Here is a 477-nt window from a genome sequence, read left to right on the forward strand (position 1 = left end):
GCGAATGTGCGAGCGGCCCTGGAATGGTGCTTCGGGCCCGGCGGGAACACCCGGCTCGGCATCCGGCTTGCCACTGCCGCGGCTCCGGTCCTCCTGTCGATGTCCCTGCTCACCGAATGCCGCCGCTGGACTGCCCAGGCAATTCTTGCCCAAGACGGCACGCATGGCGGGCCCGACGAGATGCGTCTTCAGGCGGCCTCGGGTGTGTCCCTGATGTTCACGCGCGGAGGACAGGACGCGGCGCGTGTGGCATTGAACAGAAGCCTGGCCATTGCCGAGGAACGCGGCAATGCGCTCGATCAGCTCCAGGTTTTGGGCCCATTGCAGATGTTCCACTTGCGCACAGGAGGGTTCAGGACGGCGCTCAGCTATGCGGAGCGCTGCTCCGTCATCGCCGGCACCATCAAGGACTCCGTGTCCACGATATTGGCGCACTCGTTGATGGGAATCTCGCTCCATCTGAACGGGGAGCATGGC

The 477-nt window shown here is 65.0% G+C and carries 1 pseudogene; it reads left to right on the top strand.

Features of this window, described 5'->3' with window-relative positions:
* Positions 1-477 (top strand): annotated as a pseudogene (locus tag EN818_RS33025) (transcriptional regulator); the annotation flags it as partial.

It is taken from the genome of Mesorhizobium sp. M3A.F.Ca.ET.175.01.1.1, from assembly GCF_004791945.1.
Lineage (GTDB): Bacteria > Pseudomonadota > Alphaproteobacteria > Rhizobiales > Rhizobiaceae > Mesorhizobium.